The organism is Microbacterium sp. NPDC055312, from assembly GCF_053645675.1.
In genome coordinates this window covers 152,732-177,155 of record NZ_JBSHMU010000002.1, presented here as the reverse complement: position 1 = coordinate 177,155, position 24,424 = coordinate 152,732, and the positions used below count along the sequence as shown (strand labels likewise).

General features: G+C 69.0%; 23 protein-coding genes. 5 read left to right on the top strand and 18 right to left on the bottom strand.

The window, feature by feature from the left end:
- Window positions 1-72: 72 nt before the first annotated feature.
- A complete protein-coding gene (gene dnaB / locus ACWIDW_RS05195; RefSeq protein WP_454123530.1) occupies window positions 73-2,760 on the bottom strand; it encodes a replicative DNA helicase in 2,688 nt (895 codons plus the stop codon).
- Window positions 2,761-3,156: 396 nt separating this feature from the next.
- On the opposite strand from dnaB, the gene ACWIDW_RS05190 reads away from it, so the two are divergent.
- Together ACWIDW_RS05190 and ACWIDW_RS05185 are read left to right on the top strand one after the other, a co-directional pair.
- A complete protein-coding gene (locus ACWIDW_RS05190) occupies window positions 3,157-4,167 on the top strand; it encodes a hypothetical protein (RefSeq protein ID WP_454123528.1) in 1,011 nt (336 codons plus the stop codon).
- Between the two features lie 84 nt (window positions 4,168-4,251).
- The gene (locus tag ACWIDW_RS05185) at window positions 4,252-5,778 is read left to right on the top strand and encodes a chaplin family protein (RefSeq protein WP_454123526.1); all 1,527 of its coding nucleotides are present in this window, start codon (window positions 4,252-4,254) and stop codon (window positions 5,776-5,778) included.
- Window positions 5,779-5,997: 219 nt separating this feature from the next.
- Here the strand turns inward: ACWIDW_RS05185 and rplI are convergent, their stop codons facing one another.
- The 14 genes from rplI to ACWIDW_RS05115 all read right to left on the bottom strand — a co-directional run bounded on the left by rplI (window position 5,998) and on the right by ACWIDW_RS05115 (window position 18,831).
- On the bottom strand, window positions 5,998-6,450 hold the full coding sequence (gene rplI, locus ACWIDW_RS05180) for a 50S ribosomal protein L9 (protein WP_454123524.1): 453 nt from the start codon (window positions 6,448-6,450) through the stop codon (window positions 5,998-6,000).
- 11 nt (window positions 6,451-6,461) lie between these two features.
- The gene (gene rpsR / locus ACWIDW_RS05175; protein ID WP_071641238.1) at window positions 6,462-6,716 is read right to left on the bottom strand and encodes a 30S ribosomal protein S18; all 255 of its coding nucleotides are present in this window, start codon (window positions 6,714-6,716) and stop codon (window positions 6,462-6,464) included.
- A gap of 63 nt (window positions 6,717-6,779) precedes the next feature.
- A complete protein-coding gene (locus ACWIDW_RS05170; RefSeq protein ID WP_452321828.1) occupies window positions 6,780-7,280 on the bottom strand; it encodes a single-stranded DNA-binding protein in 501 nt (166 codons plus the stop codon).
- A gap of 5 nt (window positions 7,281-7,285) precedes the next feature.
- Window positions 7,286-7,651 (bottom strand): 30S ribosomal protein S6, encoded by a 366-nt coding sequence (gene rpsF, locus ACWIDW_RS05165; protein ID WP_454123521.1) that lies wholly within the window; start codon window positions 7,649-7,651, stop codon window positions 7,286-7,288.
- 120 nt (window positions 7,652-7,771) lie between these two features.
- Window positions 7,772-9,103, bottom strand: coding sequence for a DUF6716 putative glycosyltransferase (locus tag ACWIDW_RS05160; protein ID WP_454123519.1), 1,332 nt, complete (start codon window positions 9,101-9,103; stop codon window positions 7,772-7,774).
- Window positions 9,100-9,972, bottom strand: a complete 873-nt coding sequence (locus ACWIDW_RS05155; protein ID WP_363384165.1) for an N-acetylneuraminate synthase family protein — start codon at window positions 9,970-9,972, stop codon at window positions 9,100-9,102. Before ACWIDW_RS05155 ends, ACWIDW_RS05160 begins: the two co-directional genes overlap by 4 nt.
- Window positions 9,973-10,086: 114 nt before the next feature.
- Window positions 10,087-11,250 (bottom strand): cytidylyltransferase domain-containing protein, encoded by a 1,164-nt coding sequence (locus ACWIDW_RS05150; protein ID WP_454123517.1) that lies wholly within the window; start codon window positions 11,248-11,250, stop codon window positions 10,087-10,089.
- Entirely contained in the window at window positions 11,247-12,608 is a 1,362-nt protein-coding gene (locus ACWIDW_RS05145) for a polysialyltransferase family glycosyltransferase (RefSeq protein ID WP_454123515.1), read from the bottom strand. The genes ACWIDW_RS05150 and ACWIDW_RS05145 overlap by 4 nt, the downstream gene beginning before the upstream one ends.
- Complete coding sequence (locus ACWIDW_RS05140) at window positions 12,605-13,582, bottom strand: glycosyltransferase family 2 protein (RefSeq protein ID WP_454123514.1); 978 nt, start codon at window positions 13,580-13,582, stop codon at window positions 12,605-12,607. The genes ACWIDW_RS05145 and ACWIDW_RS05140 overlap by 4 nt, the downstream gene beginning before the upstream one ends.
- 64 nt (window positions 13,583-13,646) lie before the next feature.
- Window positions 13,647-14,486, bottom strand: a complete 840-nt coding sequence (locus tag ACWIDW_RS05135) for an ABC transporter ATP-binding protein (RefSeq protein ID WP_454123512.1) — start codon at window positions 14,484-14,486, stop codon at window positions 13,647-13,649.
- Window positions 14,476-15,270, bottom strand: coding sequence for an ATP-binding cassette domain-containing protein (locus tag ACWIDW_RS05130; protein WP_454123510.1), 795 nt, complete (start codon window positions 15,268-15,270; stop codon window positions 14,476-14,478). Before ACWIDW_RS05130 ends, ACWIDW_RS05135 begins: the two co-directional genes overlap by 11 nt.
- A complete protein-coding gene (locus tag ACWIDW_RS05125; RefSeq protein WP_454123508.1) occupies window positions 15,267-16,172 on the bottom strand; it encodes an ABC transporter permease in 906 nt (301 codons plus the stop codon). Before ACWIDW_RS05125 ends, ACWIDW_RS05130 begins: the two co-directional genes overlap by 4 nt.
- Window positions 16,169-17,230, bottom strand: a complete 1,062-nt coding sequence (locus ACWIDW_RS05120; protein WP_454123506.1) for an ABC transporter permease — start codon at window positions 17,228-17,230, stop codon at window positions 16,169-16,171. The genes ACWIDW_RS05125 and ACWIDW_RS05120 overlap by 4 nt, the downstream gene beginning before the upstream one ends.
- A 14-nt stretch (window positions 17,231-17,244) precedes the next feature.
- The gene (locus ACWIDW_RS05115; protein ID WP_454123505.1) at window positions 17,245-18,831 is read right to left on the bottom strand and encodes an ABC transporter substrate-binding protein; all 1,587 of its coding nucleotides are present in this window, start codon (window positions 18,829-18,831) and stop codon (window positions 17,245-17,247) included.
- A 149-nt stretch (window positions 18,832-18,980) separates the two neighbouring features.
- On the opposite strand from ACWIDW_RS05115, the gene ACWIDW_RS05110 reads away from it, so the two are divergent.
- Window positions 18,981-19,568 (top strand): Lrp/AsnC family transcriptional regulator, encoded by a 588-nt coding sequence (locus ACWIDW_RS05110; RefSeq protein ID WP_454123503.1) that lies wholly within the window; start codon window positions 18,981-18,983, stop codon window positions 19,566-19,568.
- 14 nt (window positions 19,569-19,582) lie between these two features.
- Here the strand turns inward: ACWIDW_RS05110 and ACWIDW_RS05105 are convergent, their stop codons facing one another.
- Window positions 19,583-19,942 carry a hypothetical protein gene (locus tag ACWIDW_RS05105; RefSeq protein WP_454123502.1) on the bottom strand — a complete coding sequence of 120 codons (360 nt, stop codon included), beginning with the start codon at window positions 19,940-19,942 and terminating at the stop codon, window positions 19,583-19,585.
- 29 nt (window positions 19,943-19,971) lie between these two features.
- On the opposite strand from ACWIDW_RS05105, the gene ACWIDW_RS05100 reads away from it, so the two are divergent.
- Together ACWIDW_RS05100 and ACWIDW_RS05095 are read left to right on the top strand one after the other, a co-directional pair.
- Window positions 19,972-21,144 carry a hypothetical protein gene (locus ACWIDW_RS05100; protein ID WP_454123500.1) on the top strand — a complete coding sequence of 391 codons (1,173 nt, stop codon included), beginning with the start codon at window positions 19,972-19,974 and terminating at the stop codon, window positions 21,142-21,144.
- Window positions 21,145-21,255: 111 nt separating this feature from the next.
- On the top strand, window positions 21,256-22,290 hold the full coding sequence (locus ACWIDW_RS05095) for an NAD(P)-dependent alcohol dehydrogenase (protein ID WP_454123498.1): 1,035 nt from the start codon (window positions 21,256-21,258) through the stop codon (window positions 22,288-22,290).
- A 61-nt stretch (window positions 22,291-22,351) separates the two neighbouring features.
- On the opposite strand, the gene ACWIDW_RS05090 is transcribed toward ACWIDW_RS05095, so the two are convergent.
- Window positions 22,352-22,747 (bottom strand): DUF779 domain-containing protein, encoded by a 396-nt coding sequence (locus tag ACWIDW_RS05090; RefSeq protein ID WP_454123496.1) that lies wholly within the window; start codon window positions 22,745-22,747, stop codon window positions 22,352-22,354.
- A gap of 73 nt (window positions 22,748-22,820) precedes the next feature.
- Entirely contained in the window at window positions 22,821-24,368 is a 1,548-nt protein-coding gene (gene exaC, locus ACWIDW_RS05085) for an acetaldehyde dehydrogenase ExaC (protein ID WP_454123494.1), read from the bottom strand.
- Between the last annotated feature and the right edge of the window lie 56 nt (window positions 24,369-24,424).

The following is a 24,424-nucleotide window of genomic DNA, read 5'->3' as shown; positions in this document are numbered from 1 at the left end:
TGGACGACGCCGCTGCCGCTGCTGGCGGGGTCGGACGCGATCGTGCTCTGAGCCTCGGGCCGCAGCGCCGGGTCAGTTGAAGTCGCCGCCCCCGCCGCCGCCGAAGTCACCCGGTGCCATGTCCTTGAACCGCGAGTAGTGGCCCTGGAAGGCGACGGTGATCGTCGCCGTGGGACCGTTGCGGTGCTTGGCGACGATCAGGTCGGCCTCGCCCGGACGGATGTCCTTGTCGTACGCGGCCTCGCGGTGCAGCAGGATCACCATGTCGGCGTCCTGCTCGATCGAGCCGGACTCGCGCAGGTCGCTGATCGCGGGCTTCTTGTCGGAGCGCTGCTCGGCGCCACGGTTCAGCTGCGACAGCGCGATCACCGGCACCTGAAGTTCCTTCGCGAGCAGCTTGAGGGCACGCGAGAACTCCGAGACCTCCTGCTGACGCGACTCGACGCGCTTGCCGCTCGTCATCAGCTGCAGGTAGTCGATGACCACCAGCCGCAGGCCTTCGCGCTGCTTGAGGCGACGGCACTTCGCGCGGATCTCGACGAGGGTCATGTTCGGGCTGTCGTCGATGTACAGCGGCGCGTCGTTGATACGACCACGGGTGGCAGCGACGGTGGTCCAGTCGCGCGGGTCGAGCGTTCCCTTACGCATGTTCTGCAGCGGGATCGCTCCCTCGGCACTGAGCAGGCGCATCGCGATCTCGCTCTTGCCCATCTCGAGCGAGAAGAAGATCGACGGCTCGTTGTGGCCGATGGCTGCAGCCCGGGCGAAGTCGAGGGCGAGCGTGGAGTTGTGGGTCGGGATCATCGAGTCGCCGGCGAGGTAGAGATGCGCGGCGTTGTCGACCTGAACGCACCGCACCGGAACGCTGGCGATCGGGCGCACGGCCTTCACATAGCGACGGCCGATCCGGGCGACGCTGACCGGCCGCTCCTGCTCGTGCAGGCGACGCTTGCGCTCGAGGCGGAACACGTCGTCGACGGTCGAGAAATTGAGGATGTGGCACGTCGACGACGATTCGGACCGTCCGGCCACCCGCTTGGACGTGCGCCCGCACTTGTATCCGAGGCTCACGATCAGCTCATACACGCTGTCGGCGAGCCGCTTGTTCGTCACCGCGAACTGGCATGACCCGACACCGCGCACGACCGTGCCGTCGGTGTCCATCAGACCCGCGAGCAGTTCGCGACGCTGGCTGACCGAGGCGCGCAGATACTGCGTGGGAATGTGCTTGTCACCGAGCACACCGAGACCGCGCAGCAGGGCGGTGAACGAGCCGTGATCGCGATAGCAGTCCGCGCACCGCTGCGCTTCCCCCGAGAACGGCGAACCGCAGTCGGGGCAGCGCAGCCGCTCGGGGTGAGCTCCCTTGTTCTTCGGTCCGCAGGTGCGGCCGCACGTGCGCACGTGCGGATGACGGGCAGTGAATGACGTGTCGCACACCTCGCAGTCGCGCACGATGGTCTGGGTGGGGAGCTTCAGCGCGTAGAGCATGTTGCCGCGTGCTTCGGCGCGGATGCCGGTCGCTGCGATGAGTCCAGGGATCTCCTCGGTCTCGCTCGTCATGCGCGCACCGTCGCTGTGCCCGTCGCCGAGCCAGGCACCCAGCGCATACGGAGGGATCGGCAACGCTGCATCCGGTGCGCGCAGCGCGGCCGCGTTCTGCACCGAGTGGTTGGCGCGGGCGTCGGCTCCGACGGTGAGGGTGTCGCGGATCTGCTCGGTGGTGACCGTCACCGATCCGCCCGCCGGTGAACGACGCGTCGCGCGCGTCTCGGTCACCCACTGGTGCTGTGCGTCAGCGATGATGACCGATCCGTCCGAGAACTCGACCTCGTAGCAAGGACGCTCGAGCATGACATCCGTCGCCGCGACCACCCGAGTGGGGCGACCATGCGCATCGTAGAGCTCGTCGCCGACCCGCACCGCGCCCATCGTGGTCCACCCGGTCGGGGTGGGCAGTGGGGTGTCGAGCGCCAGCGCCTTGCCCATGGCCGGCCTCGCCGCGACGACGATCATCTGACCACCGTGCAGGCCGTTGGTCAGTTCGTCGAGCTCGCGGAATCCGGTCGGGATACCGGTCATCGTGCCGTCGCGACCGTTGGCCGCCTCGATCTCTTCGACAGCCGCGTCGACGGCGATCGTGAGCGGCACGTAGTCTTCGGCCGTCTCGGAGCCGGTCACCGAGTAGATCTCGGCCTGGGCGTTGTTGACGATGTCGGCGGCGTCGCCCTCGCCGGCGTAGCCGAGCTGCACGATGCGGGTGCCCGCGTCGACGAGGCGACGGAGGATCGCGCGCTCGGCCACGATGCCCGCGTAATATCCTGCGTTGGCCGCGGTCGGGACGATCGAGGTGAGCGTGTGCAGGTAGTCGGCACCGCCGGCGCGCCCCAGCTCACCGGTCTTGATCAGCTCGTCGGTCACGGCGACCACGTCGGTGGGCTCGCCGTGCGAGTACAGCGAGAGGATCGCCTCGAAGATCAGCTCGTGCTTGGGCACGTAGAAGTCGGCGCCCTTGAGCATCTCGATCACATCGGCGACGGCATCCTTCGACAGCAGCATGCCGCCCAGGGCGCTCTGCTCGGCGAGAAGGTCGTGGGGCGGGGTGCGCTCGGGCGCGCGAGAACTACCGAGACGCTCATTCGAGATATCTGCGATCGACACCGTGCTCCTCCCGGCCGGCACGACTGGACGCTCGTCACCGGCACTTGAGACCGGCGGGCAGTCGGCCTCGAGCACAAGCAGAACACGCGCCACCGACATCCGGTCTCCCTCAAGCTAGAAGGCGGGTTATCCCCATGCAAGCGGGCCTGTGGATAACTCTGTGGAGAGTCTGCGAAGAACTCTGGAGTGTCTGTGCAGAACAGGTGTGGACAACTCGGTGGAGAGTTTTCCGTTCAACAATTTTTCTTCGGTCTGATCGGGCTTTCTCCGGTTCCCCACCCTGTGGACGGATTTCCGCCTCAACGTGAGATTGAAGGTTGGTGCACCGGGACGTCCGATGTGCAGAACCTGGGGAAAGTCAAGTGCGATCTCGCCCGGGCGCGCCGCGCTGCGCCGCCCCATCCTCGGGGCGACGGGGGTGGACGATCTCTGTGGCCTCGGGTAACGTCTCGGGCACGATCGGAGAGACTTCGCAGATTGCCCAGGGGGGTGAGCATGAAGGTGGAGACGACAGAGGGCCGCAGATCAGCGGTGTACCTCTGGGGCGCGCTCTTCGTGCTCGCGTGGGGCCTGCTCAGCGCCGTGTTCGCCGGTGGTGAGGCCCGAGCGGATGACGAGACCCCGGCGCCTCTGTCGGGACTCACCTCACTCGTCGGCGACACGCTGGGCGATGTCGTGACTCCGGTCGCGAAGGCGGCCACCTCGACCGTCGAGCATGTCGCCGCACCCGTCGTGTCGACTGTGGAGAAGGTCGTGGCGAAGACGACGACCACCGTGGCGTCTGTGCCCGTGGTCGGAGCGCCCACCGCGCAGGTGGTGGCGAAGACCGGCGAGACGGTGTCGAACGTGACGCAGGCCGTCGACGACGTGGTGGCATCGGCTCCGGTGAGCGCGATCGTGACACCGGTGACGGATGCCGTGAGCAGCGTTCCCGTGCTGGGCGCGGCGGTCGACGGGCTCGGCGCGACCGACCTCGTCGACGAGCTGGCGACCGGCGTCGACGGGGTTCTCGACGTCGTGCCTCCGGTCATCGACAGCACGGTCACTCCCGTCGTCGACGCTCTGCAGCCGGGCATCCCGGGCTCCGACGATGCCGGCCTCCCCGAGCCGGAGCTTCCGCTCGGCGACTCTGCGATTGCCCCTGACGTGGACAGCGCGGCCGTGCCGGCTGCCGAGTTCAGGCTCGAGGCCGTGGCGACGCTGACGCCTACGGCGCAGCCCGCGGCATCCGCCCCGCGTGTCGTCCCGCGCGGCAGCGGCGTGGCGCCGCCTGATGCCGGCGCTCAGCAGTCCGCGCCGTCCGGCGATCTGCCCGGTGGGCCGGCGAGCGCTCCGGGTGTGAGTCCGGCGTCTGCCGCCGGCAGCGGCGGATCGGCGTCCAGCGCGACCTCTGACCGTCCTGCCTCCGCGCGCGTCGACATCGATGCGTCGTGGCGCACGGGCATCCCCTCGGATGCCGCCCTGCCCGCTTCTCCGGCGGGCGGCACCGACGTCTCTCCTGACTGACGAGAGGGCGGCCGATTCTGCATCGGCATGCCCGGACCACGCGACCGTGTGGTCTTCATCTCGCACAGATCAGGAGCAATACTCATGCGCACTATCGTCAAGCACGCCATGTGGGGCGTGCTCATCGCCGGCGGCGTCTCGCTGCTCGGCGCCACGGCCGCCAGCGCGGCCGAAACGAACGGAGACGAAGGTCTTCTCTCGGGGACGCAGATCCTCGCGCCGGTCACCGCACCCATCGACATCGTCGGCAACGCCGTCTCGGCGCTCGGCACTGCGGCCACCGGATCGAGCACGGATGCCGCACCCGCGGCGCCTTCCCCGTCTTCAGCCGTCACGACCGGCGAGGGAGGTGTGGCTTCGGGCACGCAGGCGCTCGTCGATGTGGTCGTTCCGGTGACCGTCTCGGGGAACGCCGTGAGCGTTCTCGGATCGTCCGCCGCTGAATCGGATGCCGCTGCGCCGGCACCTGAGTCGGCGCAGGCGCCTGAGCCGGCTGCGGCCGCCACCTCGGGGTCGGACGGCATCCTGTCGGGTACGCAGGGTCTCGTGTCTGTCACCGCACCGATCACCGTGACCGGCAACAGCATCTCGGTGCTGGGTGACTCTGCCGTCGCCGGTGGCGCGGGGGAAGCTTCGGCACCTGCTGAAGCACCCGCGACCGCCGCCACCACCAGCGGAGACGATGGCATCCTCGGGGGCACGCAGGTGCTCGCACCGATCACCGCACCGGTCACTGTTGCCGGTAACGGCATCGCCGTGCTGGGTGAGTCTGCCGTGGCCAGCTCGGACGGAGCGTCAGCACCCGCTGAAGCCCCCATGACCGACGCCACCACCGGCGGAGACGACGGGATCCTCGGTGGCACCCAGGTGCTCGCACCCATCACCGCACCGATCACGATCGGCGGCAACGCTATCGCGGTGCTGGGTGAGTCTGCCGTGACCGGCTCGGATGGTGCTTCGGCACCCGCTGAAGCACCATCGATCGATGCCACCACCGGCGGAAGCGACGGCATCCTCGGGGGCACGCAGGTGCTCGCACCGATCACCGCTCCCGTCACTGTTACTGGCAACGGCATCGCCGTGCTGGGCGACTCTGCCGTGACCGGCTCGGACGGAGCGTCAGCACCCGCTGAAGCCCCCACGACCGACGCCTCGACGGGTGGGAACGGCGGCATCCTCGGTGGCACCCAGGTGCTGCTGCCGATCACCGCACCGATCACCATCGGCGGCAACAGCATCTCGCTGATCGGCGACAGCACGGTCGAGACCCCGGGCACCGACCCGGGAACGGACCCGGGCACCGACCCCGGAACCGACCCGGGAACGGACCCGGGCACGGACCCGGGCACGGACCCTGGCACGGACCCCGGCACCGAGCCCGGAACCGACCCGGGCACCGAGCCCGGAACCGACCAGGTGACGGACCCCGGAATCGTCACGGCGGCTCTGGTGACCTCGCCTCGGGTTCCGGTGATGTCGGCAGCAGCGACCGGCACCCCGGCACTGGCCGCGACCGGTGGCGGTGAGTGGGCCCCGGCCCTCGCCCTGTTCGCCGGCCTGATGCTGCTCGTGGGTGGAGCGCTGGTCCGCCGCGCACGCGCAACGGCCTGACGCCCGCCCTTGCGGCGGATGCGACCCGTGAGGTCGCATCCGCCGCAGAGGCGTGCCCCCCGGCATCCGCCCCACCCGACCTGCCGAGGTCAGAAACGCACACAAACACGCTGCAGAACGTACATTCTTGACCCCGCACCGAGCCAAGAAGGCACAATCCCGCGCACGCAGAAGGCCCCCGGCATCCGGAGATGTCGGGGGCCTGCTGGTGCAGCGGGATTACTTCGCGGCGATGACCTGAAGGGTGATCACGGCGGTGACGTCGTCGTGCAGACGAACCGTCGCCTCGTGCTCGCCCGTCGACTTGATCGGAGCGGCGAAGTGAACCTTGCGCTTGTCGATCGAGCCGAGGCCCTCGGCGGCGACAGCGTCGGCCACGTCGGCGGTCTTCACCGAGCCGAACAGGCGACCCTCGGCGCCGGCCTTGACGGCCAGACGCACCTTGGTGCCCTCGAGCTTGTTCTTGAGTGCGGTCGCCTCGTCGAGGTCGTGGATCTGGCGGGCCTTGCGGGCTGCCTGGATCGACTCGACCTGCTTCTGGCCACCACGGGTCCACGCCACGGCGTAGCCCTTGGGGACGAGGTAGTTGCGGGCGTACCCGTTCTTGACCTCGATGACGTCACCGGCGCTACCCAGCCCGGCGACCTCGTTCGTGAGAATCAGCTTTGCCATGTCAGCACCCCTCAGCGGCCAGCGCCGGCGTAGGGCAGCAGGGCCATCTCGCGAGCGTTCTTGATCGCCTTGGCGATCAGACGCTGCTCCTGCACCGAGACACCGGTGATACGACGGGCGCGGATCTTGCCGCGCTCCGAGATGAACTTGCGAAGCGTTGCGACATCCTTGTAGTCGATGACGCCAACGCGGATGGACTTCGCGGGAGCGGTGGGCTTGCCACCCTTCCGCGGCTTGCGGCGATCGCCGCTCGACTTTCCAGCCATGAGTTTTCCTTAAGAAGAAGTTGCGGATGCCCCGGCCCTTCGACAGGCTCAGGGACCCAGCGATTAGAACGGGGTGTCGTCGCCGAAGCTGCCCGGAGTGCTCCAGGCGTCAGCGCTCGAGGAGCCGGGGGTCGACCACGGCTCGTCCGAGACCTGCTGCTGCTGCTGCTGCGGACGCGACTGTCCACCGCCGCCGTTGGATGCGGCCCGCGTGACCTGTGCCGTCGCGTATCGCAGCGACGGACCGATCTCGTCAACCTCCAGCTCGATCGAGGTGCGCTGGTTGCCTTCGCGGTCCTGGTAGGAGCGCTGACGCAGACGACCCTGCGCGATGACGCGCATGCCCTTCGTCAGCGAGCCCGCCACGTGCTCGGCGAACTCGCGCCACACCGACGCGCGGAGGAACAGCGCTTCGCCGTCCTTCCACTCGTTGGCCTGACGGTCGAACGTGCGCGGGGTCGAGGCGATGGTGAAGTTCGCCACCGGCAGGCCGTTCTGCGTGTAGCGCAGCTCGGGATCTGCGGTGAGGTTGCCCACCACGGTGATGACGGTTTCGCCGGCCATGAGCCTTAGGCCTTTGCGACCTTGGGCTTGCGAGCGGCCCTGTCGGCTGCGCGCTTGGCCTCGGCGGCGACCATGGCCTGTGCCTCTTCGGCACGCAGGACCTTGGTGCGGAACACGAGCTCGCTCAGACCGAGCTGACGGTCGAGCTCCTGCGTGGCCTCGCTGGTGGCGGTGAAGTTGACGACGGCGTAGATGCCCTCGTTCTTCTTGTTGATCTCGTAGGCGAAACGACGCTTGCCCCAGATGTCGACCTTGTCAATCGAGCCACCATCGTTGGTGATGACCTTCAGGAACTTGTCGAGGTTGGGGGCAACCTGGCGCTCGTCCAGCTCGGGGGTCAGAATGACCATGAGCTCGTACTGGTGCGTCACTTACCCACCTCCTTCGGACTAGAACGGCTCCCGGGACTTTCCCGGAAGCAGGAGGGTGTGTAGCACGTCGTCTGACGCGGCTTCCCGAATGGATGCCGACGGGCAGACAACCACAGCAGTCTACCGGATCGACTCGGATGCCGCCGACCGTCGTCGCACCGGCTCTGCGAGCGGGCTCGGCGCGAGCGTGAAGTCCGCTGCCAGGGCATCCGGAACAGCCGCTCGGCTACGGCGGCGCTTCAGCGCGGCCAGCGCTGCGATCGCCGGCGTCACCAGCACGGCCGCGATGCGTCCCGACGGTGTGCGGTCGGCGTCGCCGAGCACCATCCGGCGGTGCCACGCTGCGTGCAGGGCACCGCCGCGCGGCAATGGCACCGTGCACGCGGGCAGGGCGCCGCGGCGTCGCTGCGCGACCAGCGCGCGCACCTGCTCCCACCATCGCGAATCGCGCGAATCGTGGAAGTAGTTGGCCGCCGCCCACTGCGGGTCCGGATGCCGGAAGCGCCGCGCCACCACGTCGTCTCCGCCGCCGAGCAGCCCGCTGCGGTCGAAGACGCGGTTGAGCAGGTCGGGCCGGATGCCGAAGTCGTCGAGTGCGATCACCGGGACGCCCGCGGCCAGCGCCTCCACGGCCGCCGTCGAACTCACCGTGACCAGGCCTTCGGCAGTGGCCAGTGCCTCGGCCATCGGCGCGAACGAGAAGACGAGGTTCTCGGGGGCGTTCTCGAGCAGGTCGGTGTAGCCGTCGCGCTCCTGATGCGCTTCGACTTCACCTGGCCGCGAGCGCAGCTTGACGACGACGCGGCGCGACGGGTCGGCCACCGCCGCGAGGCGCAGGACCTCGGCGATGCGGCGCCGCTCGGCACGATCACCCGGCACGAGCGCCTGCGCGGCGAACACGAGGTCGGTGCCTGTGCTCGCCACCCGAGCCGGCTTCGCGAACGGAAGCGTCGCGAGCCCCACGGGCACCGTGGCGCCGAGGGCACGGCCGAGGCGCGTGTACGCGGTGACCTCGCGGTGCGAGTGCACCACGACGAGGTCGCAGTGCCGGCGATACTCGAGTGCGCCGCGCAGCGCTGGGATCGACATACCCGGCAGACCGCTGACCACGACAGGACGGCGGGTGAGCCGGTCGATCTCGCGTCCGAGCAGACGCACGAACGGGGCGCGACCCGCGAGCACGACGACGTCGGGAGTGTCTCTGGCGAGCCAGTCGGCGACGTCGTCGAAGGCGATCCGCGTGATCGACGCGGGGTGGTCAGCGAAGCGGGTGCCGGCGACCGCGGCATCCCGCTGCGCATCGCTCACGACCAGCGGCGTGTGCACCAGCAGCAGGTGCTGACTGATGTCGTCTACCTGGTCGATGAGGTGGGCGGCCCACTTCACGAACGAGTCGGCGTCGCCGATGGCGACCACCCGCAGGCGGGGCGGCCGGCTGCCGGGGAAAGTCATGCCCCGACGCGACGCAGCTTGGCCATGGGAGCGAGCTCGCCCGGATAGACGCGCTTGACTCCGTCACCGAGTGCTTCCTCGATGACGCGGATGTCGCGAACCAGGCGCTCGAGACCCGCCGGTTCGAGGGACGCGGCGTGATCCGAGCCCCACATGGCGCGGTCGAGTGTGACGTGGCGCTCGACCCCCACTGCGCCGAGCGCGACGGCGGCGAGCGAGATCTGCAGGCCGCGCTCATGGCCGGAGTAGCCGACCGGCACGCCCGCGTAGCGGTCGCGCAGCGTGGCGATCATCTTCAGGTTCGCCTCACCCGACTCCATCGGATACGTCGAGGTGGCGTGCATGAGGATGGTGCGGTCGGTGCCCAGCGTGTCGAGCGCCCGGTCGATCTGCTCGATCGTCGACATGCCGGTGGAGAGGATGACGGGCTTGCCGGTCGCGCGCAGCGCCTGCAGCAGCTCGGTGTCGGTGAGGCTGGCGGATGCCACCTTGTGGGCGACCACGTTCAGGTCCTCGAGGAACTCGACGCTCGGCACATCCCACGGCGAGGCGAACCAGTGCAGGCCTGCCATCGTCGCGTAGTCGCCGATCTCGATGTACTGCTCGCGGTCGAACTCGACCCTGCGGCGGTAGTCGAGGTAGCTCATGGTGCCCCAGGGCGTCTCGCGGGACACGTCGCGCATGTGCTCGGGAGTGGCGATCTCCGGAGTGCGCTTCTGGAACTTCACGGCGTCGGCGCCGGCGGCGCGGGCCACGTCGATGAGCTGCTTGGCGATCTCGACATCGCCGTTGTGATTCAGGCCGATCTCGGCGATGACGTACGTGGGACGGCCCCCGCCGATCACGCGGTCTGCGATGGTGACGGTCATGAGGACCCTCCGTTTCCGGTCGTGTCCTCCCGGTCTACGCGGCTCGGGTGAACCTGCGGCGTCGAGCCGGTGACCGGCTGCCGACGCTCGTACGGCGAACCGGGGCGGCGGGAATCAGCGCGCGGCGAGCATGCGCTCGGCAACCTCGCGCACCGCTCCCTCGCCACCGCGACGAGTCAGGACGACGCGCGCGGCCGCCCTCACGGCGGGGTGGGCGTTCGCCACGGCGATCGGCCAGCCGACGATGTCGAGGGCGGCGAGGTCGTTCACGTCGTTGCCGACGTAGGCGATGTCGGCGAGCGCGATGCCGTTCTCGGCGGCCCACGACTCCAGAGCGGCGGTCTTGTCTTCGATGCCGTGCAGCACCGGCACCTGCAGCTTCTCAGCCCGACGAGCGACGACGGGGTTCAGTTCGGTGGAGAGGATGAGCATCGGGATACCCGCGCGGCGCAGCCGCGAGACGCCCATACCGTCTTCCCGGCTCACCCGCACCGACTCGCGGCCCTCGGTGTCGACCGTGGCCGTGTCGTCGGTGTGCACCCCGTCGAAGTCGGTGACGAGCACGGATGCCGGGATCGGGGCATCCGGTGCGGGGTCGAGCGCCGCGAGAGCGTCTGCGACGGCGAGCTGGTGCTCGTCGTCGATCTCGATGGCGGAGGTCTCGGGCACGTCGACGATGCCGATGCGGCCGAAGAACCGGTGACCCGCCGCGCGGAAGCCATCGGCGGTGAAGGCGTAGAACGCCCCGGTCTCGAGGTGGTGCGGCTCGCGGTCCTGCCGGCGCGGCCTGTTCGAGGCGTCGTGGTTGACCGCGGTGGCCAGCTGATCGGCATCCCGTCGCCAGAGGAAGCCATAGGTCTCGTGAGCGGAGAAAACGCTGTCGTAGCGGTCGGTCGCGATGTGCGCGGCGGCCTCGGCGATGCCCTCGCTCGGGATGAAGGGGGACGTCGCCTGCACGAAGACCACGGTGCCGACCAAGACGCCGTCGGCGGCGAGCGCGTCGAGGGCGTGCAGCACCGCGCTCTCGGACGTCGCGGTGTCGCTCGACAGATCGGCTGGGCGCGTGATGACCCGCGCACCCGCCGCGGCGGCGACGCGTGCGATCTCGGCATCGTCGGTGCTGACGACCACCAGGTCGACGCCTCGAGCCTCGACAGCAGCGCGAACCGCGCGTTCGACCAGCGATATCCCGCCGACCCGCCGCAGGTTCTTGCCCGGCACGCCCTTCGACCCGCCGCGCGCGGGGATGATCGCGACAGTGAGCTCGTTCTCGGTCATCGGCCGGTTGCCGCCTTCCAGACTCTGCGGGCGCGGCGCTTCGCGCCCGCTGCGGTGAGCTGCAGCTCCTCCCAGCGCCCGACTCCCCCGGCCTGGCCACCCGGCCGCTGCCACCGACCCCGCGCGGGCGCACCGGGCAGGTCGAGGGCGCGCAGTCGGTCGGATGGCACGTATCGCTCACGGTCGCGGCCGGTCATGGGCGCCAGCGCCGCGATCGCGCGCGGCCGAAGATGCCCGACGATGTGGGGCTGCATGGCGTATCCGACGGCGTCGACGATGCCCTGCAGCTCATCCGTCGCGACGCCGCGCTCGAGGGCGTCGACGATGGCGGCGGGCACTCGGTTGCTGTTCTCGTACGGTGTGAGTCGTGCGAGCACCGTGTCGGATCCCACGGCGTGTCCGGGGATCCCGAACACCGTTCGCGCTGTCGGCAGAGCGGTCGAGAACCCGGCGATGACCGCCGCTGCCCCCAGGCGGTGCGCGACGTACTCCGCCGGCTGGTCGCCGGCGTAGGTGGCGAAGGCGACCCCTCGAGCGGATGCCCGCTGCCCGAGCGCATCCGAGAGCGCAGGCGGCGCGGAGGGGTGCGGTTTGAACACGACGCGCTGCGCGCCGGCATCCACCGCCCGGTCGATCATCCGCGTCTGCAATGACGTCTCGTCGTCTTGGCTCATCAGCCCGAGAGCCGACAGGTACTGCCCGAGGACCAGCGCCGTCGGGACGTCGGGCGACACGAGGGCGTCCAGAGCGGCATCCGGCTGCGCCTGCCCCACCTCGCACAGCACCCGCCCGTGATCCGCAGGGTCGACCGGCACCGGGATCGCGCCGGTCTCGGCGAAGACGAGCGGTACGACGCCCGGCACGACATCGGGGTGCACGACGCGGGCGACGCGCTCGGTGACCTGCCGTGGCATGGCGCTGCGGATCGGCGAGTACGTCATGAGCCCGTCGCCGATGACATTCAGCTGCGCCTGCGAGAACAGCGCCATCAGCGTGCGCGCCGGTGCGACCTGCGGCGACTGCACGAACAGCTCGAGCCGGGCGTCGTCGAGGGCCCACGTACGCCTCAGCAGCCGCTCAAGTATCGGCAGATCCTGCTCATCGGGGCGCCAGGTGGTCGGGTGCAGCGGATCGAGCAGCGGGTTCAGCGGCTCGATGCGGTCGAACCGTGCGCGCAGCGGGGCCAGCCGGGGCACGCTCTCGAGATCGGGTGCGGTCTCGGGCACCGCGGCGGTGTTCATCGGCACGAGGATGCGCTCGACATCGTCATCTCCCAGCAGCCCTGCGTCGATGGCGGCGACTGCCGTCATCAGCCCGTAGGCGCTGTGCAGGGCGAACAGCTGAATCGTCCCGCTCATGCGTGATCCGCGTCCCTGAGCACCCGCGCGAGCACCCGCCTACGGGAGCCGCCGATGCGGTCGATCGCCGTCCGCGCCTGGTCGCCAGGCAGGCGAGCGAGGAGATCCCGGATGCCGGCACGCAGCTCTCTCCGCACGGCAGGCCGCATGCGGCGAGCGCGCACGAGGTGATGCGAACTGAGCGCGAGCACGCTGAACACCGCCTTGGGCAGCAGCTGATCGGCATCCCGATCCGCCTCGACGAGATCGAGCACCTCGCTCAGAGCCCTGGAGAAGTGCAACTGGCGCCGATCGAGCGTCTTGGAGAGCGAGTCGGAGAGACCCCGGCGGTACAGCAGGTGCGGGGCGTCGACGACGGCGAACGACCGCGCGTGCAGGTGCAGCCGCCAGATCCAGGGGCGGTCCTCGGCGGTGAACAGACCATTGCTGAACGCGGCGACGCCGCTGTCGAGCATCCGGCGGTGCAGCAGACCCGCCCACGCGAACGGATAGTCGACCATCGTGCGGTCCTCGACGGGCAGGATCGCCTCGCGCGGATCGACGACGATCCCGCGATGGGTGAACGGGGCGCGCACGAGCCGCCGCTCCGCTCCCTGAACCGTGACGTGATCGGTGCGCACGAAGTCGCAGCCGAGGGCGCGCAGTGCGCGCTGCAGGGCAGGCAACCGGCCGGGCTGCATCCAGTCATCACCGTCGAGGAAGCAGAAGGAGTCGCCCTCGACGTACGCCAGGCCCTGATTGCGGGCTGTGGCGAGCCCTCTGGGGGTGCCGTTGCGAATCACCTCGGCATGCGCGAACCGCTCGGCGTACCGGCGCATGATCACCCCGGTGTCATCGCTCGAGCCGTCGTCGATCGCGACGAGCTTCAGCGCGTGATCGTCGGGGAACTGGCGGACGAGGGTCTCGAGAGCCGTGCCGATGAACCTGCCGGCGTCCTTCGCGGGGACGATCACGGTCATCGACGGTGCGGGCACGGCGTCATCGTGCCTGGCCGCTCTTACGGGCGTCGGTCCGCCCGGTGAACAGCGGGTGACGTCGTCAGCGCTGGATGGCGGGCACGTCGGCCCAGACCGCGCGCTCGGCGGCCGACGGCGCCGCGGGGATGCGGCCCGCGCCGTCGGGCTCGGGAATCGCGGCGAGGAGGGCCTGCGTGTACGGGTGCTGCGGGTCGGCCCAGAGCTGCGCGGTCGGCCCGGATTCGAGCACGCGCCCGCCGAACATCACGAACGTCCGGTCGGCGATGCGCTGCACGACGGCGAGGTCGTGCGAGATGAACAGCATCCCTGCGCCCGCCTCTTTGACGAGATCGCGCATGAGCGCGGCCACGCTCGTCTGGGTCGACGCGTCGAGAGCCGAGATCGGCTCGTCGGCGACGAGCAGCTGCGGGCGGGCGGCGAGGGCTCGCGCGATCGCGATGCGCTGCTTCTGACCGCCCGAGAACTGGTGCGGGAACTTCGAGACGGATGCCGCGGGCAGGCCGACCTTCTCGAGCCACTCCTCGACCGTCGAGCCCTCCGCACCGCGCGCTCGCGCGGTGGCGATGCCGTCGGCGATCTGGTCGCCGATCCGGCGACGGGGGTTGAGCGAGGTCGACGGATCCTGGAACACCATCTGGATTCCGGTGAGGTGCTTCGGGCGCCGGCGCACGCGCAGCGGCGTCACCTCGCCGTCGAGAAAGCGGGCCGTGCCGCCCGCGAGCTTCTCGATGCCGACGGCCGCGCGGGCGAGGCTCGACTTGCCGCTGCCGGATTCTCCGACCAGGGCGACGGTCTCACCGGCGTGCACCTGGAGCGACACGTCGTCGACCGCGACGACGGGCGGGTTGCCGGGGTAGCGGACGACGATGCCCTGAGCGTCGAGGACGGTCTCATGCGCCATGATCGTCGCCTCCTTCGATGCGTGAACCCGGCAGGGCGGCGAGCAGCTGCCGGGTGTACTCGTGCTGCGGGTGACGGAACAGCGTCTCCCGATCGGCGTGCTCGACGACTCTGCCGTCCTTCATCACGGTGACGACGTCGGCGATCGCGCTCATCACCCCGAGGTCGTGTGTGACGAGCAGAACGGCGATCTGCCGCTCGCCGGCCAGGTCGCGCAGCAATGTCAGGATGCCGGCCTGCACGGTCACGTCGAGCGCGGTCGTCGGCTCGTCGGCGAGCAGCACATCGGGATCGCACGCGAGAGCGCAGGCGATCGCGATGCGCTGCCTCTGCCCGCCCGAGAACTGGTGCGGGTAGCGGCGCAGCGCCTCGTCCGGGTTCGGCACCTGCACGCGCTCGAGCATCTCGACGGCGCGCTGGCGGGCGGGCGCCCCGCGCAGTCCGAGGTGCACGCGCATGTGGTCGGTCAGCTGACGCCCGATCGGGATCTGCGGGTGCAGTGACGACGACGGGTCCTGGAAGACCATCGCGATGCGCTTGCCGCGGATGCGGTTCAGAGCCCGCCTGCCGAGTCCGAGCAGCTCGGTGTCGCCCAGCCGGATCGAGCCGCCTGTGCGTGCGTGACGCGGAAGCAGACCCAGCACCGCCATGGCGGTCAGCGTCTTGCCCGATCCGGATTCCCCGGCGAGCCCGTGGATGCGCCCGGCGTCGAGCTGCACCGACAGGCCCTTCACGAGAGGGCGGCCGATGTCGACCGTGAGGTCGCGGATGTCGAGGATGCTCATGCGCCGCCTCCGCTCGATGCGACCAGTTCGGTCTGCTTCTCGTGCGTCACCTCGGCGGTCGGATCGAGGATGTCGCGCAGCGCGTCGCCGAGGAAGTTGAACGCGAGCACGACGGTGAGGATGGCGAGACCGGGGAAGACTCCGAGCCACCACGCGTCGAAGTTCTGCATCGCGGCCGAGATCATCGAACCCCATTCGGCCGTGGGCGGCTGCGCGCCCAGACCGAGGAACGACAGGCCCGACAGCAGCAGGATCGCCGAACCGATGTCGAGCGTCGCGAGCACCAGCAGCGGGCCGGCGACGTTGGGGAGGATGTCGACCACGAGCGTGCGTGCCGGCGAGTGGCCCAGCAGGCGACCGGCGATCACGTAGTTCTGATTGCGCAGCGACAGCACGATGCTGCGGGTGACGCGCGAGTACTGCGGCCACGACACGACCACCGCGGCGATCACCGCGTTGAACAGCGACGGGCCGAGCGACGCGGCGACGACCATCGCGAGGATCACGGTCGGGAACGCCATGAACAGGTCGGTGATGCGCATGAGGGTCTCGTCGATCCAGCCGCCGAAGTATCCCGCGAGCGCGCCGATCACGGCGCCGATGACGAGGGCGGCGACGACGAGGGTGAGCGCGAGCGGGATGGTGACGGTCGCGCCCGTCATCAGGCGCGAGAAGATGTCGCGCCCGTTGCCGTCGGTGCCCAGCAGCGTGTCGATGCCGGGGGCCTGCAGGCGGGGCAGCACCTGGGCGTTCGGTTCGAACGGCACCCACCACTGCGCGGTGAAGGCGACGAGGATCCACGCCGCGGCGATGACGGTGCCGATGACGCCGAGCGGGGTGCGCCAAGCACGGGGCCAGCGCAGCTTGAGCCGCCCCGGCATGCGGGGTTCGCGAGAGCTCATGCGATCCTCACTCTCGGGTCGAGGACGCCGTACAGCAGGTCGACGACGAAGTTGATGACCAGGTAGATGACGCCGACGATGAGGCCGACGCCCATGATCCCGGGCAGGTCGAGATTGGCCGCCGAGTTGTAGGCGTACGTGCCCAGGCCCGGCCAGGCGAACACCGACTCGACGAGCACGGTGCCCGAGAGCAGTGCGCCGAAGGCGACACCGACGACGGTCAGCACCGGCAGAGCAGCTCCGCGCAGCACGTAGTCGAGCACCACGCGCATGGCCGGCAGGCCCTTCGCACGAGCCGCCCGCACGTAGTCGCTGTCGAGCACCTCGAGCACGGACGTGCGGATGAACCGGGTCAGCAGACCGATCGTCACCAGCGACAGCACCATCACCGGCAGCGCCAGATGCGCCATGGCGTCGGCCCAGCCCACACCGTCGCCGTTCAGCAGGTAGTCGATCGTGTACAGCCCGGTCACCCGGGGCGGCGGGATGATCGACGGCGAGATGCGACCGGACCCGGGCGCGATGCGCAGGTTGAGGAAGAACACGTAGAAGCTCACGAGCGCGAGCCAGAAGGTCGGCACGCTGAGCCCGATCAGGGTGACCACTCGCACGATCTGGTCTGTGACCATGCCCCGCCGGTACGCGGCGAGCGTGCCGAGCACGAGGCTGACCGCGAGGCTCAGCACGATCGCGCAGAGCGCGATCTCGATCGTGGCGGGCACGGCCGTGGCGAGATCCGCGGTCACGGGCTGTCCGGTGACGAGCGAGGTTCCGAGGTCGCCGCGCAGCAGCTTGCCCATGTAGATGAAGTACTGCACGAACAGGGGCTGGTCGAGCCCCTGCGCCTTGATGAAGGCTTCGCGCGTCGCGGGGTTCTGAGAGGCCCCCTCACCCAGTGCCGCGGAGACGGGGTCTCCGGGCACCAGGTTGGTGAGCAGGAACGTCACGACCGTGACGCCGATCAGCAGCAGCACCGAGGTGCCGGCCCGGCGCAGCAGGTACCCCGCCAGGGGCGACTTCTTGCGCTGCGCCTGTGTCTGCACAGCCACTGTCGTCATCACGGTCGATCCGTTCAGCCGGCGGGAGTGATCTCGGCGATGTCCATCTCCCACACGGAGTTGTAGACAGCGCCGTCGACCTTGTCGGAGGTCGCGATGTTGCGTCCGGGCACGATCAGAGGAACGAACGGGCCGCTCGCCTGCATCGTCTCGGCGAATTTCGTGAACGCGGCGGTGCGCTCGTCGGGGTCGGTCGCGCTGGCGGCATCCGCGGCGATGGCGGCGATCTCGGGGTTGGCCGACTGCTCCCAGCCCGCACGCAGACCGACCTTCAGACCGGGACCGAAGGGCAGGAAGTTCGCGGAGTCGGCGTAGTCCGGGCCCCAGAACCAGAGGCCGAAGCCCTCGGTGCCGTTCACGTACGCGTCGAGCTCGGTGGCGAACGGTGCGGGGGCGAGCTCGACCGTGACGCCGGCGTCCTTCAGCTGCGCCTGGATGCGCTCGGCGAGCGGCGTGAACTCCACACCGCCGACGGGGTAGTCGTTCGGGAACTGCAGCTTCAGTGTCTGACCGGTGTAGCCGGCCGCGTCGAAGGCCGCCTTCGCCTTGCCGAGGTCCTGGGTGACGCCCTTGTCGAGGGCGCCCTCGAATCCGGGCGGGATCACGCCGGTGGCCTGCTCGGCACCGGCGCCGGCGAGCTCGAGCAGAGCCGGGTAGTCGAGTGCGTACCGGATGCCTTCGGCGAGCTTCACGTTGGCCAGGTCGCCGGCGACGCCGGTCGACTGGTTCAGCAGCAGGAAGATGGTCTGCCCGGACGGCACCGAGTCGACGTTGAGGCCGTCACCGAGACCGCTGACCTGGTCGCCGTTCAGGTCCATGGCGACCATCGAGTCGCCGCCCTTGAGGTTGGCGAGCTGGGTGGCGCTCTCGGAGACGTTGCGGATGACGACGCGGTCGTAGGCCGGCTTCTCGTCGCCGTTGTACTCGTCGTTCTTCTTCAGCACGATCTGCGAGCTGAGGTCGAGGGTGTCGAGAACGAAGGGGCCGGAACCTGCGGAGGCACCGTCGAAGTACTTCTGCGCGGAGTCGGAGCCGTCGGTGCTGCCGCCGTTCTTCATCACCACGTCGGCGTTGACGATGCCGAGAGCGGGGTTGGCGAGGATGGCGGGCAGCTGCAGCAGGGGCGTCTCGGTGCTGAAGAGGATCGTCTTCTCGTCGACCTCCGTGATGGTGACGCCGGAGAGGAGGAAGTTCGGCTTGGCGTCGGCCATGCCCTGGATGCGCTGCAGCGAGAAGACGACGTCCTTCGCCTCGATCGGGGTGCCGTCCGAGAAGACGCGGCCGTCTTCGAGCGTGAACGTGAACTCGGTGGCGGAGTCGTTGGCCTCCCACGACGCGAGGCCGGGGATCGGGGTCGAGACATCCGAGCCCTTGAAGTCGACGAGCGTCTCGTACATCGCCTTGGCGAGCATGTTGCCGGTCGGGTCGTAGGTGTGCCCGGGGTCGGCGGTCTCGACCGAGAACGCGGTGTCGATGACCAGGGAACCACCGGACTTCGCCCCGCCGTTGCTGTTCGCAGAGTTTCCTCCCGAACATCCGGTCAGGGCGAGGAGCGCGACCGCTCCGAGGGCGATCGCCGGCGTGCGCAGCGTCGACAGCATGGGTACCTCCATTGGCAGGGTGGATCGGGAGTCCTGGGCATCCAACGGTGGACGACCGTGATCAGATTCCCATGGTGTGCGACGATTTGTCCAATGACATTGCGTCATGTAGACAAAGCCTGTCCGAACAATGGAGATTGGGATGCAGAATGTCCAGCACTGACGCTGAAGACAACCGGGATTCTGGACGAAATGCCGCTGCCCTCGATCCGGTCTCGTATCGGATCCTCGATCTTCTTCGCGAGAACGGGCGCATCTCGATCGCCGCGCTGGCCGAGAAAGTCGGCATCTCGCGAGCCAACGCGTACACCCGGGTGGAGTCGCTCGTGAGCGACGGCGTCATCACCGGCTTCAGCGCGCGGGTCGACCCCGCCAAGGCGGGACTCTCGATCGGGGCGTTGATCTTCGTCACGGTGTATCCGCAGGCGTGGGCGGCATTCCGAGCGCAGATCGCTGACATGCCCGACATCGAGTACTGCGCTGTGACGACGGGAGAGCACGACGCCATGCTGCTGATCCGCGCGACTGACGTCAGCGGCGTGCACGAGTTCTCGACCGGGGTGATCGCTCAGCTTCCCGAGGTGCGCACGGTGGTCAGCGTCGTCGTGCTCGACGAGGTGATCCGTCGGCCGTTCGTGCTTCCCCCGGACCTGCCCGAGCGCAGCCTCGACGTGCCGCTGGGCATGACCCAGTGGACGCCGGCGACGGCGGGACGGGATGCCCTGCCGCCGCGGTGACCGCGACGACCGGGTCAGGCCGCGGCGGTCTCGACGCACACGCTGAGCTGCGCGGCGCCGTGCATCTCGTAATGCTCGACCAGGCGCAGCATCCCGTCGTCGCCGATCTCGATCTCGCTCTCGCCGTCGCCGGTCACGACCTCGCCCGTGGCGGCCAGCACGTGCACGAAAGACACCCAGATGGTGTCGCCGGTGCGGGTTCCCACGAAGCGGCCGATCGTGACGGTGTCGCCGGCGTAGTCGCCCCAGATCGCACCGTCCTGCTCGAAGTAGTGGAACACGCTCGGGGCGTCGTGGTCGACGACCGACGTCGTCGACGACACCATCTTGAACGTGCGGCCGTCGAGAGTGGGCAGGGTTCGAGTCTGAGTCACCCATCGATCATGGCAGGTACCGTGGACGGATGGATCCGGCGCCGGCGCAGCAGCACCCGTTCGAGACGCGGCCGCTGACGGAACCGGTCGACCCGCGCGCGGTGAGCGCGTTCTGGCGGACGGTCAAGGCGCAGAACCCTACGTCGGGTGCCCAGATCGTCATCGGCGTGATCGTCGCGGTCGTCTTCGGCATGGTGTTCCTGCCGACCATCGGCTTCACCCTGTTCGGACTGATGGCAGGCATCGCCTCCGGGGACGCCGGGTTCGGGGCGCTGTTCTCGCTGCCGGCGCTGATCCCGTTCGTGATCGCCGCAATCGCCATCCCGCTTCTCGTGATCTCTCGCGGCCGCACACGCGAGAGCACCTACCGGATAGCCCGGTTCGCGCAGGCGAACGGCATGACGTTCCGCCCGTTCGTCAGCGACCCGCCGCTTCCGGGCATGATCTTCCACCTTGGCCACTCGCGCATGGGGTCACAGCTCGTCCGCGGGCAGGAGCCGCGCTTCGTCGAGTTCGGCAACTACCGGTACACGACCGGGTCGGGCAAGAACAAGACGACGCACAGCTGGGGCTACGTCGCCGTGAAGCTCGATGTGCCGTTGCCGAACATCGTCCTCGACGCACTGGGCAACAACGGGCTCGGGTCGAATCTGCCGTCGACGTTCTCGAAGGACCAGCGCCTCTCACTCGAGGGCGACTTCGACCGGCACTTCACGCTGTACTGCCCGAGCGGGTACGAGGCCGACGCGCTCTACCTGTTCACGCCGGACATCATGGCGCGCTTCATCGACCATGCGGCGCAGCTCGATGTCGAGATCGTGGACGACTGGCTGTTCCTCTACATGCGACGGCCCGCCTCGACCACCGACGTCAGCACCTGGGCCTGGCTGTTCAGCACGGTCGGTGCGCTGCTGGGCAAGTTCGATCAATGGGCGCGCTGGCGCGACGACCGGCTGCGATCGGCGCAGCACGTTGCCGCGCCGCATCCGGCGACCCGGCTGCCGCCGCCCCCGGCTTCGCCCGCGGCGCTGCCCTTCGCCCCGCCTGCTGCCATGCTGCGGCCGCCGGCAGGGGTCGCACCGCAGGGCCGCCGCCTGCGCAAGGGCTTCTCGTGGGTGACGCTCGTGATCATCATCGTCGTGTTCGGCGTGACGCTTCTGCCGCACTTCCTCGGCCTGCTGTCCTTCGTCTTCTTCCGCTGACACGGCCGGAATATATCCGGGGCGGCGGGCTTTCGGTCGATCCCCGGATGGAGGATGCTGGACGAGCATGCGGCCGCGCCCGCCGCCGCAGCTCGATCAGGAGGTTGCACGATGAAGGCCATCCAGTACCGCACGATCGGCAGAGGACCGGAGCTCGTCGACATCGAGACGCCGGAACCCGGGCCGGGCCGGATCCGTCTGAAGGTCACCGCCGCCGGCCTGTGCCACTCCGACTGGTTCGTCATGAACCTCCCGGCCGAGCAGTACGTGTACGGCCTTCCCCTCACGCTCGGGCACGAAGGAGTGGGTGTGGCCGAGAAGCTCGGCGACGGCGTGGAGGGCATCGAGCTCGGGGCCTCGTACGCCGTCTACGGCCCATGGGGGTGCGGGCAGTGCCACGCCTGCGCACGGGGTGCGGAGAACTACTGCACGAGGGCCGCGGAACTCGGCATCCAGCCTCCGGGCCTCGGCTCGCCGGGTGCGATGGCGGAGTACCTGATCGTCGACGACGCGCGCCATCTCGTTCCCATCGGCGACCTCGACCCGGTCGAGACGGTGTCGCTGACCGACGCCGGTCTGACTCCGTACCACGCGATCATGTCGTCGAGGGACAAGCTCGTCGCCGGGTCGACGGCCGTCGTCATCGGCACCGGCGGACTTGGCCACGTCGGCATCCAGCTGCTGCGCGCGATCTCATCCGCGACCGTCATCGCTCTCGACATCGCCGAGGAGAAGCTCGCGCTGGCGCGGGATGTCGGAGCCCATCACGCGCTGATGTCGGACGAGTCGGCCGTCGATGAGATCCGCCGCCTCACCGAGGGTCGCGGAGCCGAAGCCGTGTTCGACTTCACGGGCGTGCAGCCGACTCTCGACATCGCGCGCCAGGTCGTCGCCGTCGACGGCGACATCCAGATCGTCGGGATCGGCGGCGGCCTGCTGCCGACCGGCTTCTTCTCCACCCCGTTCGGCGCATCGGTTCGTGCCCCGTACTGGGGCACCCGCAGCGAACTCATGGAGGTGCTGGCACTGGCCCGCGGCGGATCGGTGGGTGTGCACGTCGAGCGCTATTCGATGGACCAGGCGGTTCAGGCATACACGCGGCTGCACGACGGGAGGGTGCAGGGACGCGCGGTCGTCGTGCCCTGACGGCGGTGTGACGCGTCGGCACGCGGTACGCCGAGATGGTCGGATGCTCTGATCCGGATGCCTAGGCCGGAGCGAGGCCGAAGTACTCCAGCTCGGCATCGTTCAGCATCCGGGACCGGATGAGGAAGCGCATGCCCGTCGGACCCTCGACGCTGAAGCCCGCCCCGCGGCCGGGCACGACGTCGATCGTGAGGTGCGTGTACTTCCAGTACTCGAACTGCGCCTCCGACATGAACACCTCGATCGGTTCGAGGCCCGCGATGTCGAGCTCACCGAGGCGCACGTCGCTCGGTCCGGTGATGAACATGCCGATCGGGTAGCACATGGGCGACGAGCCATCGCAGCATCCGCCAGACTGATGGAACATCAGGGGCCCGTGCTGCGTCGTCAGCTCGCGCAGCAGCTCGGCCGCGGCATCCGACACATCCACCCGCTCGTACCTTCCGATGCTGACCATCTGCGACTCCTTCGCTCGGGAACGGCTGCCGGGCGGACGTCACGCGACGCCCGCCCGGCACTGGGGAGGCCGATCAGAAGAAGCCCATCGGGCCTTCGGCGTACGACACCAGCAGGTTCTTCGTCTGCTGGTAGTGATCGAGCATCATCTTGTGGTTCTCGCGGCCGACGCCCGACTGCTTGTACCCGCCGAACGCGGCGTGGGCCGGGTACTGGTGGTAAGTGTTCGTCCATACGCGACCGGCCTGAATGGCACGGCCGGCTCGATACGCGGTGTCGCCGCTGCGGCTCCACACGCCGGCGCCGAGACCGTAGAGCGTGTCGTTGGCGATCGAGATGGCGTCGTCGAAGTCGCTGAAACTTGTCACCGACAGCACGGGGCCGAAGATCTCCTCCTGGAAGATGCGCATGCTGTTGCTGCCCTCGAACACTGTCGGCTCGACGTAGAAGCCTTCGCTGAGGTCGCCGCCGAGGTCTGCCCTCCCGCCTCCGGTGAGCAGCTTCGCGCCCTCCTGCTTGCCGATGTCGATGTAGCTGAGGATCTTCTCGAGCTGGTCGTTCGACGCCTGCGCGCCGATCATCGTGGCGGGGTCGAGCGGATTGCCCTGGATGACCTTGCCGACACGTTCCAGTCCGTCGGCGAGGAAGCCGTCGTAGATCGAGCGCTGGATGAGCGCGCGCGACGGACAGGTGCAGATCTCGCCCTGGTTGAGCGCGAACATCGTGAAGCCCTCGAGCGCCTTGTCGTAGAACGGGTCGTCGGCGCGGGCGACGTCTTCGAAGAAGACATTCGGCGACTTGCCTCCGAGCTCGAGTGTGACCGGGATGAGGTTCTGCGAGGCGTACTGCATGATCAGCCGGCCCGTGGTGGTCTCGCCGGTGAATGCGACCTTGCGGATGCGCTTGTGCTGCGCCAGAGGTGCGCCGGCTTCGATGCCGAAGCCGTTGACGATGTTCACGACGCCGGCGGGCAGCAGGTCGCCGATGATCTCGAAGAGGAAGAGGATGGATGCCGGGGTCTGCTCGGCTGGCTTGATCACGATGCAGTTGCCCGCGGCGAGCGCAGGAGCCAGTTTCCAGGTCGCCATGAGGATCGGGAAGTTCCACGGGATGATCTGCCCGACTACGCCCAGTGGTTCCTGGAAGTGGTAGGCGACGGTGTTCTCGTCGAGCTGGCTGATGCCGCCTTCCTGTCCGCGCAGCACGCCGGCGAAGTAGCGGAAGTGGTCGACGGCGAGCGGGATGTCGGCGGCGAGCGTCTCGCGCACGGGCTTGCCGTTCTCCCACGTCTCGGCGACGGCGATCGCCTCGAGGTTCTCCTCGATGCGATCGGCGATCCGGTTGAGGATGACCGACCGCTCAGCGGGTGAGGTGCGCTTCCACGACTCGAACGCCTTCCAGGCGACGTCAACAGCGCGGTCGATGTCTTCGGCGGTGCCACGGGCGACCTCGGTGAACGGCTTGCCGTTGACCGGGCTGATGTCCTCGAAGTACTGGCCCTTGGCGGGTTCGACGAACTCGCCGCCGATGTAGTGGCCGTACCGGGCGCGGTAGTTCGCGACGGCACCGGGCTGGCCGGGGGCGGCGTACGCGGTGGACACGTCTTCTTCGACGATGGGCATCGTTGACTCCTTCGACGGGCCGCGGCCTCGATGCTGCGCGGCTGTTGGGTTCGAAG

Excerpts from the sequence above, each read along its gene's own strand:
- ACWIDW_RS05090 (WP_454123496.1), bottom strand. The coding sequence starts at position 22,747 with ATGGTCAGCATCGGAAGGTACGAGCGGGTGGATGTGTCGGATGCCGCG.
- rplI (WP_454123524.1), bottom strand. The coding sequence starts at position 6,450 with ATGGCAAAGCTGATTCTCACGAACGAGGTCGCCGGGCTGGGTAGCGCC.
- ACWIDW_RS05135 (WP_454123512.1), bottom strand. The coding sequence starts at position 14,486 with ATGGCGCATGAGACCGTCCTCGACGCTCAGGGCATCGTCGTCCGCTAC.
- ACWIDW_RS05155 (WP_363384165.1), bottom strand. The coding sequence starts at position 9,972 with ATGACCGTCACCATCGCAGACCGCGTGATCGGCGGGGGCCGTCCCACG.
- ACWIDW_RS05110 (WP_454123503.1), top strand. The coding sequence starts at position 18,981 with ATGTCCAGCACTGACGCTGAAGACAACCGGGATTCTGGACGAAATGCC.
- ACWIDW_RS05120 (WP_454123506.1), bottom strand. The coding sequence starts at position 17,230 with ATGACGACAGTGGCTGTGCAGACACAGGCGCAGCGCAAGAAGTCGCCC.
- exaC (WP_454123494.1), bottom strand. The coding sequence starts at position 24,368 with ATGCCCATCGTCGAAGAAGACGTGTCCACCGCGTACGCCGCCCCCGGC.
- ACWIDW_RS05190 (WP_454123528.1), top strand. The coding sequence starts at position 3,157 with ATGAAGGTGGAGACGACAGAGGGCCGCAGATCAGCGGTGTACCTCTGG.
- rpsR (WP_071641238.1), bottom strand. The coding sequence starts at position 6,716 with ATGGCTGGAAAGTCGAGCGGCGATCGCCGCAAGCCGCGGAAGGGTGGC.
- ACWIDW_RS05170 (WP_452321828.1), bottom strand. The coding sequence starts at position 7,280 with ATGGCCGGCGAAACCGTCATCACCGTGGTGGGCAACCTCACCGCAGAT.
- dnaB (WP_454123530.1), bottom strand. The coding sequence starts at position 2,760 with ATGTCGGTGGCGCGTGTTCTGCTTGTGCTCGAGGCCGACTGCCCGCCG.
- ACWIDW_RS05150 (WP_454123517.1), bottom strand. The coding sequence starts at position 11,250 with ATGACCGAGAACGAGCTCACTGTCGCGATCATCCCCGCGCGCGGCGGG.
- ACWIDW_RS05095 (WP_454123498.1), top strand. The coding sequence starts at position 21,256 with ATGAAGGCCATCCAGTACCGCACGATCGGCAGAGGACCGGAGCTCGTC.
- ACWIDW_RS05100 (WP_454123500.1), top strand. The coding sequence starts at position 19,972 with ATGGATCCGGCGCCGGCGCAGCAGCACCCGTTCGAGACGCGGCCGCTG.
- ACWIDW_RS05115 (WP_454123505.1), bottom strand. The coding sequence starts at position 18,831 with ATGCTGTCGACGCTGCGCACGCCGGCGATCGCCCTCGGAGCGGTCGCG.
- ACWIDW_RS05130 (WP_454123510.1), bottom strand. The coding sequence starts at position 15,270 with ATGAGCATCCTCGACATCCGCGACCTCACGGTCGACATCGGCCGCCCT.
- ACWIDW_RS05185 (WP_454123526.1), top strand. The coding sequence starts at position 4,252 with ATGCGCACTATCGTCAAGCACGCCATGTGGGGCGTGCTCATCGCCGGC.
- ACWIDW_RS05145 (WP_454123515.1), bottom strand. The coding sequence starts at position 12,608 with ATGAGCGGGACGATTCAGCTGTTCGCCCTGCACAGCGCCTACGGGCTG.
- ACWIDW_RS05125 (WP_454123508.1), bottom strand. The coding sequence starts at position 16,172 with ATGAGCTCTCGCGAACCCCGCATGCCGGGGCGGCTCAAGCTGCGCTGG.
- ACWIDW_RS05160 (WP_454123519.1), bottom strand. The coding sequence starts at position 9,103 with ATGACTTTCCCCGGCAGCCGGCCGCCCCGCCTGCGGGTGGTCGCCATC.